Origin of the sequence: Providencia sp. PROV122, from assembly GCF_028482365.1 — a bacterium.
Lineage (GTDB): Bacteria > Pseudomonadota > Gammaproteobacteria > Enterobacterales > Enterobacteriaceae > Providencia > Providencia stuartii.
On the sequence record NZ_JAMPQI010000054.1, the window covers coordinates 1 to 7,631 of the forward strand.

The following is a 7,631-nucleotide window of genomic DNA, read 5'->3' on the forward strand; positions in this document are numbered from 1 at the left end:
CAGCTAAAAAAGCGTTAGATGACTTCTGTCTTCATGCTGCAAATCGAGCCTTTTTGACAGATACAACGCAGATGCAAGCGTTAATATACAACCTTATCGCTCGCTATCTCAGTCGCCACGATGATTTGCTCTGGCAGAAGGCATGTGAACATGCCTTACCTTATCAGCACAACCAAGTGTTATTTAATCATCATTGCTATATCTATTGTCTACACGCTCAAGGAGAGACCGCATGACCGACAACACTCGTTCGCCACAACTAACCTTAGAAGAAATTGAACGTCAAATGGTCGAGTTGGTAAATCAACTCGCTCCTCGGAATTTGCAAGCGGATGCGGTCGTTTGCCCATGTGAGAATGAACATCGTCCGGTGTATCCTGTGCGTTATGCCTACTCAAATTTGTATGGTGATAAAAATGCGAAAGCGGCGGTTCCGCCCGCTATTTCGACGTTACTGTCGGCTTCGTCAATCTCTGACACTAAAGGGTTTTCGGCTCGATTACTGCGCACAGGCTGGGTTTATGTCTTTGAGGAAGGTGAATTTCCCACCCGCCTTGATACTAAAGGACAGTTGCTGATTTTTAAGCATGTTGTGCAACATTACGATAATGGCTATGTCTATTCGGATGATGATAACTCCAGTGAAGCAGCCAGTGCGAAAGAAAAAGGGGATGCAGAGGAAGGATTTATCCCTTATTTGCGTGACCCATTAACTCAATCGGTACAAGCCCAATCTTGTCAATACCCGTATTTACCGATTAAAAAAGACGTCATGGAGGCGTTGTTTTTATTCAGTGATAGCCCCCTGTCTGATTATGTCTTAGATAAAATGGAAACGGATGCGTCTTATCGACAGGCATTTATGCAAAAAATCAATTTGGTGGATTTTAATGGGAATCCCCATGCGCTTGAATTGAACGCTGAGCATATTGACTATCTGGTTGAAGAATATAAAACCGAGTCAGACCAGTTTTCCGCCTTTACTGAGCACACAAAATCTATCGGTAATCCACTACCAAAAGAGTATTTTTCCCATATCACGGGAATGAATAGTGCCAGTAAAAGTACCGATACCCTGTTAAATCAAGCGAAACAAAATTTAGATTACAAAGAAAAAAGTTGTTTAGTCGCACTGTATGACCCAATCGGCTATCAAAAAGATATTTTATCGCTTTATACCTTTGTGACAGCAACGTATGCGATGTTCCAACGTTATTGGCAGTACCCAAATAAAGTGGGTCACTATCTTTCGGCGTTAGAAACCCAGTTTGATAATCCTGACGTCGCGAAAACAGAGCAAGGAAAAGCATTAAAAGAGAAGTTTAACAAACACATTGATGTTCAGGGATGGAAAACCTATTGGCCGCAAATTGAAGCGGGTAATCAAGAGTTTGAAACATTGCAAGCCAATATCGTCCAACTCTACCGTGATTTTTTAAGCAACCCAGAAGTCAAAAATCAGGTCGGTGGCATTAAAAACTATCTTGACCATGCTTTTTTAATTAAAGAACAATATCAAAAAGGGGATTTTTGGCACCCCGCGTTTTTTGATGAATTAGAGGCCTACAGCCAACTGCATGAACAGCTATTCACCCCCTTAAAGAGTTCGCCGTCAGGGCGTGTCACACTCGATTTATTGTTATCAACCGACAGTGATGATGGGGAGATTTGGAAGGCGTTTATCACCAACTTGCTGGATGTATTGAATGAAGATGTGATAAAAAATAAAGCGCTCAGTGAATTTAAAGAGCGTGTTTTACCGTCATTACGTTTAGCCGTCATGATATGTTGGGATGCCTTGGGGTACGCGTATACGGAAGCACATACCCATCTGAATAATGCTAAAAATTCTGTGCGACGTATCAGCCAAGCGGGGTTGGATTTTCTGGCGCATAAAGTGCTCCCCGCTTTTTTGGCGTATTTCGGTATTTCCGTGAGTTTTGATGAACTCGCGACCTTAAGCGCTGAAGAGTTCAGAAAATGGATGAGTTCACTGAAAGGGATGAGTCAGCCACTCCAACGTTTTTCGAAAAACATGAAGAAGGTCTTTGACTGGGATAATCGATTAAAATCGGCAGGACTCAAGCGCGTTATTACCACTGCCAAATTTAACCTAATGGCAGGTTACCGTGCTGCGGGATTGCCCACGGATAAACACGCCTTCATTAGTCACATCAAATTGGGGGCAGATGTCTACACATTACTCACGAGTATCATTGAATTCAATGCAGTCGCCCATACGAAAGAGTTTGATAAGCAAGACCCATTAAATGCCGCCGCCGTGAATATATTTCGTATTCAAATGGTGGCCCATATTTTAAATACCGCAGAGGCGGTGGTTGAAATACGTCAAGCGGCTAGAGGATATGCAGCAGCGGTGACGTTTCCACCGCTTCAGCGGTTACTCACCAAAATTCAGTTGCCTGAAATCCAAACCAAATTAGGTAAAGTGGGATTAAAAGGGCTCGGGTATGCCGTGGCGATTTTAGGGGTTGCCTTACCCATCGCCGAAGCCTCCGCGGAATTTTATAACAGTAATTATATTACGGGCTCGGCAAAAATAGCGGAAGCAGCAGGGACATTGGCGTTGTCGGTGGGGTTAGCGGCATACGGCGCCACGGAAGGCGTGGTGGCGACCGCCGTTGCGGCATTTGCGTGGGAATTGATTATTATCGGTGCCATCGTATTCGGCATTGGTATGGCGGTTTACAATTACTTTAAAACGGATGCGTTTGAAGAGTTATTGAAGCAGTGTTTTTGGGGGAATGGGGATAAGTATTTTGCGGGGGGATATAAAACTGAAGATAATATTAAAATTTCAAGGAGTGCGACTAAAGATAAACAACTAGAAAAATATGTTATGTTTTTAGAACGTTATGCTGATTATTATCAAACAGAACTTCAAGAATTTGCGAACCTTTTCTTTACCTCTCAACTACAAGCTAATGCAATTCCAAAATCAAAGGCGGGATTAGGGCAAAGTCATTACGGGGCTGCACATTATGTCATCCAATATCAGTTTACGCTGGGCAATTTTCAATGCGGTATTTCGGATGTTGAATATCAATTGGTTGAAAAGAAAGCTTTGTTTACTTATCCCGCGGGAACACCTGTGACCTCTTTACCCAAACAAGGGGGTACGGTAGTCAAACATCGTGGGATTGACTATTTGGCTTCACAGCAAACAAAATTTAATGCGGCGTTTGAGGCAGCTTTGCAAGATGCGTTAGCCTGTACGGCACTGCGTGATGGAGAGCTTGTACTGAGCTTTGAAGTCGAAGCGGGTATTTTTGTAGGTGATCCTCTGGGGCAATCTATCCCATCCATTTATTGGTATTACTTGGTGGATCGTCTTAAAGGTGAAATTGCGCCATTGCGTTACCGAAACGGTGATCCTAATGATAAACTTTATGGCTGTATTGATGAGGAAGGCACAGAATGACGAGTTTATATACGGCAACAAAGCACCCGGAGCAATTAGAAACCACGCCATTGATTGAAGAAAGTCATCACTACGATGATCCGTTGGAGCCTCAAAAACTGGTATTTTTAGATGCAGTCAATAAACAGCGTTGTGTGATTAATTCACCACAGCGGAATAGTCAACTTACCAACACGATACCTTTTTTTATCGTGCTCTTAGTAATGGCGTGTTATACATTATATAATTTTGCTAATAACCATATTGATTCTAAAGCCTCAATTGAAATGATGGCTAAGCACGTGGAGGACAAATATGCAAAGCCAAATAAAAAGGATCCGCATGCATTAAAAATGATAGATTCATATAAGCGTTTTTTTGGCGAAGAAAAAATTAGTTGGTGGGATTATATAAAAGCTAATAATTCAGGCGAGTTCTTTACTAACAGTCAATATGATAAATACCTTGTTATCGGCTGGTTGATCTTTTTCCCGGGTTTTTTGTGGCTATTGGGTTATCTCTCTTTCTTCACGCCTCCGGTTTACCTGATTGCTGATAGGCAAAGAGGAATATTGTATAGCTATGGGATGGGGAAAGTACGTTTAACGCGCTATGAAGATGCAGAATTCGGCTATGCAGGAAAAATGCTGGCGATTAAACTGTATCGAATTGATGAAAAAACAGGGCAATTGAAAACCATACTTTACAAGCCAAATGTTTCCCATTACTCCAGTTTCCTGACCAGTACCGACAGTGAAAACCATCGTTTTATCACGTTTCTCAATGCTTATATGCAAGGGGGGCGAGATGCCGTTTCGTCTGTCGATTACCAAGCCCGCAAACCCTTTTTGTTTTTTGGTAAAAACCCACTTCCTACTGATTTTGAGCAACAGGTCGAACAGATTTTAGCAAAGCTTGATCAGGAGAAAAAACGCAATGCGTAGTCTTGTGAACGGCAGAAAAATTATCTTAAAAAATGATACGACGAATACCGGAGGCACGGTGTTGACGGCCTCTTCTCTCGCCAAACAAACCCAAGGAGTCGCATGTGTGGGCGACTCTGTTTATTGTCCTTCGTGTAAAACAACAGGTGCTATCGTCGAGGGTGACGGTTTAATGAAAATCAACGGAATACCCGTCGCACTTGAAGGTCACAAAGTGGCTTGTGGCTGTTCTGGTGGATGTGTGCTTGTCGCGGTAGGATGAACATTTTCTCGTCTTATTAGTACGTATATTAAAGCCTGTTCGCCTTATTAAAATTAGGATGGTGATATTGCTAGAGAGGCTCCATAATGTTCAAATTTTTTATGGGAACGATGTTCCCGAGTAAACTAAAAACGCAAAAAATCACGTCTTATCCAGAAGACTATAATGCTAGAGGTTCGTTAGAAGACAGTCCTTATGTGTTAAAAATAAACTTGGAACAATGCCAAATAAAATCAACCAACTTTAATTATTGCGTATTACCATGAAGGAGATCGGTGAGTAACATTGATGAAGATCGGTTCGTGTCACTTTCACAGAACCATTGTTACATTAACTTCACTGATCTCCTTCGGTCAACAAGGTTTGCATTTTTCGCATTGATTCTCCTTTAAGGTCTATCTTGACGCTCCCGTGAACCAGCCTATCCAGGATGGCATCCGCATGCGTTGAGTCCCCGATCATCTTGTACCAGCTTTCCACCGGTAACTGGCTCACAACAATGATAGAACCTCGCTGGTACATCAGATCCACTATTTCCAGTAGATCGCTGCGTTGTTCTGACGACAGAGGCTCCAGCCCCCAGTCGTCCAGAATCAGCAGATCGCTGTGATTCAGTTTTGTCAGCAGTTTGCTATAGCGTCCGTCCGCATGTCCCTGGTAACACAGATCCATCAGCGCCTTCAGACGGTAGTAATAGACCTTATATCCTTGTCGGCAGGCATTGTGGCCGAGCGCACAGGCCAGATAGGTTTTGCCACTGCCTGTCGCCCCCGTCAGCAACAGGTTTTGTTTAAGGTTCAACCAGTTTCCCTGACCGAGCGAACGGATGAGGGGCTTATTCAGGCCCCTGCTGCTTCGGTAATCCAGTTTTGATAACTCGGCGCTAAGTCTGAACCGCGCCTGTTTCACCAGGCGCTCTGCTTTCCTGTTTTCGCGGCAGGTCAGTTCTTCTGAAGCCAGTAATGACAGGCGTTCTTCGAACCCCAGCTCCAGGTATGCACCAGGTTGTGCGATCTGGTTTTTTAGGGCATCGAGGAAGCCTGTGAGTTTCAGTTCAGCGAGTTGTTCATAAAGATGGTTCATTATTGGCTTCCATATCAGTGGTAGTATTTACTGCCGCGAACGTTTTCATGTTCCAGCGTTGATAGCAGGTCAGGTTTGTTTTCAGGAACAGGCTGTTTATCCAGACCTTTTTCCAGGATCGATTTTATTCCCGCAAGCCGCCATACCTGAGTTTTCAACGCTCGTGCACAGGCTGCGTTAAGTCTGGCCTTGCTGTATTTTTTATGAAGGTTCAGGAGACCCAGGCAGAACCGGTAACTTTGCTCAGGGTGCGGGCGTGAGCTCAGGATGTGAAGGACGTAGTCATAAGTTTCACTGCCAACGCGCCCGGCCCACTCCAGAAGCCGTTCCGGGGTCCAGGTGGCATGCTGACGGTGAGCTTCCGGCATATGCTCTTCACGGGTACTGTAGCCATAGTTTCGGTTTCGGGGATGTGTCGCCACTTCCTGCCCCTGATTAAACAGTCTGACCAGTTCACCCGAGATCCATGCTTCTAGCTGTAAGCCCAGCAGTGAACTGGGTACTGAGTAGTAATGTTTGTCAATTTCCACATGGTAATCCGCATGGACTCTGACTTGTTTCACCAGAGTATAGCTGTAACCTGCCTCAGGAAGGGGGGTCAGCGCAGGTTTATCAAGTTGGTTGAAGAGCTCTGCTCGCGAACATCCTAGTTTCTGCATGACCTTGCTATTCAGCCTTTCCAGTAACTCCCTGATACGCTGGTTAAGTGATACTAGGCTGTAGAAGGTTTCATGCCTGATACGGGCCATGATCCAGCGTTCAACAACCTGAACACCGACTTCTGCTTTAGCTTTATCTTTTGGTTTACGTGGTCGCGCTGGTATCACTGCAACATTATAATGCTCAAGCATCTGCTGATAGGTTGGATTAACGTCAGGATCATACCTACAGGCCCGTGACGTGGCGCTTTTCAGATTGTCTGGAACAACAAGCTCAGGAACACCGCCCAGCCACCGGAAGCAACGAACATGGCTCATAACCCAGTCCTCAAGCTTCTGAGACCAAGTGGCCTCAGCCCATGTGTAACTTGACGCACCGAGAACAGCCACGATGATCTGCGCGGTTCTGATTTCCCCAGTATCAGGGTTGGTAATGTCAACGGTTGGCCCACAGTAATCAACAAAGAGTTTTTCACCCGCTTTATGGACTTGACGCATTGATGGTGAGGTGGTTTTTAGCCATTCTCGGTACATCCGGCAATAATGGTTATAACTGTAAAATCCGCCTGGATTACGTTCACTGTACTCTTCCCAGAGCAGTTGTAGCGTCACGCATTTATTACGTAGCTCTTTATGGATCGTAGCCCAGTCTGGCAGGGAGTGTTTTTTCATCTTCACCTGCGTTTGAAGGAACGCATGCTTTAGTGCAGTATCATCCCATTCTGCGGGCAATGGCCACTGCTTAATACCAAGCTGAGCCGCCCGGTTGGCATACCTAGATACAACGGAGGGGGATATCGCAAGACTACGGCCAATCTGACGATGGCTGAGTCCGGCACCATATTTAAGTCTGAGTATTTCTTTAAGTTTTCTCATAGATATTGGAGCTGTTGGCATAGGTATCCTTTACTGGAGTGGTAAAAGATACAGATCAACACACCTGTGAAGTTCTAATAACATTGATGGAGATCACCGAATAACAAAATGAGCCCAAAGTGATCTCCATCGATGTTATTCAGCGATCTGCTCAAATGTTATTACCCGATCTCAATGGATGTTATTGGGTGATCTCCATTCATGAAAATACGCAATTATAGAAAGGTAGTCTCAATACCGTTATTTTTGGTTGTACTTGCTGTTTTCATATTCATGATTAATTCTTTTTTTGAAAACCATTATTCAAATTAAACATGGGCCTTATGATCATGGAACAAAATACGACTCTTTTTGATGAAGATGAAATGGAACAAATCAGTACTTTT

5 protein-coding genes and 1 pseudogene are annotated in these 7,631 nt (G+C 44.1%); 4 read left to right on the forward strand and 2 right to left on the reverse strand.

Annotated elements, in window-relative coordinates:
- The 4 genes and pseudogenes from PSE69_RS19375 to PSE69_RS19390 all read left to right on the forward strand — a co-directional run.
- Nucleotides 1-236 (forward strand): annotated as a pseudogene (locus PSE69_RS19375) (DUF4123 domain-containing protein); the annotation flags it as partial.
- Entirely contained in the window at nt 233-3,442 is a 3,210-nt protein-coding gene (locus PSE69_RS19380) for a toxin VasX (protein WP_272675326.1), read from the forward strand. The pseudogene PSE69_RS19375 and the gene PSE69_RS19380, both read left to right, overlap by 4 nt.
- A complete protein-coding gene (locus PSE69_RS19385) occupies nt 3,439-4,365 on the forward strand; it encodes a hypothetical protein (protein WP_004923384.1) in 927 nt (308 codons plus the stop codon). The genes PSE69_RS19380 and PSE69_RS19385 overlap by 4 nt, the downstream gene beginning before the upstream one ends.
- Complete coding sequence (locus PSE69_RS19390; protein ID WP_004916200.1) at nt 4,358-4,627, forward strand: PAAR domain-containing protein; 270 nt, start codon at nt 4,358-4,360, stop codon at nt 4,625-4,627. Before PSE69_RS19385 ends, PSE69_RS19390 begins: the two co-directional genes overlap by 8 nt.
- A 336-nt stretch (nt 4,628-4,963) precedes the next feature.
- Here the strand turns inward: PSE69_RS19390 and istB are convergent, their stop codons facing one another.
- Together istB and istA are read right to left on the reverse strand one after the other, a co-directional pair.
- A complete protein-coding gene (istB, locus tag PSE69_RS19395) occupies nt 4,964-5,710 on the reverse strand; it encodes an IS21-like element helper ATPase IstB (RefSeq protein WP_004916367.1) in 747 nt (248 codons plus the stop codon).
- A 14-nt stretch (nt 5,711-5,724) separates the two neighbouring features.
- Entirely contained in the window at nt 5,725-7,266 is a 1,542-nt protein-coding gene (gene istA, locus PSE69_RS19400; RefSeq protein WP_272514315.1) for an IS21 family transposase, read from the reverse strand.
- Between the last annotated feature and the right edge of the window lie 365 nt (nt 7,267-7,631).

Coding starts and splice junctions, on each gene's coding strand:
- PSE69_RS19380 (WP_272675326.1), top strand. CDS start 233: ATGACCGACAACACTCGTTCGCCACAACTAACCTTAGAAGAAATTGAA.
- PSE69_RS19385 (WP_004923384.1), top strand. CDS start 3,439: ATGACGAGTTTATATACGGCAACAAAGCACCCGGAGCAATTAGAAACC.
- PSE69_RS19390 (WP_004916200.1), top strand. CDS start 4,358: ATGCGTAGTCTTGTGAACGGCAGAAAAATTATCTTAAAAAATGATACG.
- istB (WP_004916367.1), bottom strand. CDS start 5,710: ATGAACCATCTTTATGAACAACTCGCTGAACTGAAACTCACAGGCTTC.
- istA (WP_272514315.1), bottom strand. CDS start 7,266: ATGCCAACAGCTCCAATATCTATGAGAAAACTTAAAGAAATACTCAGA.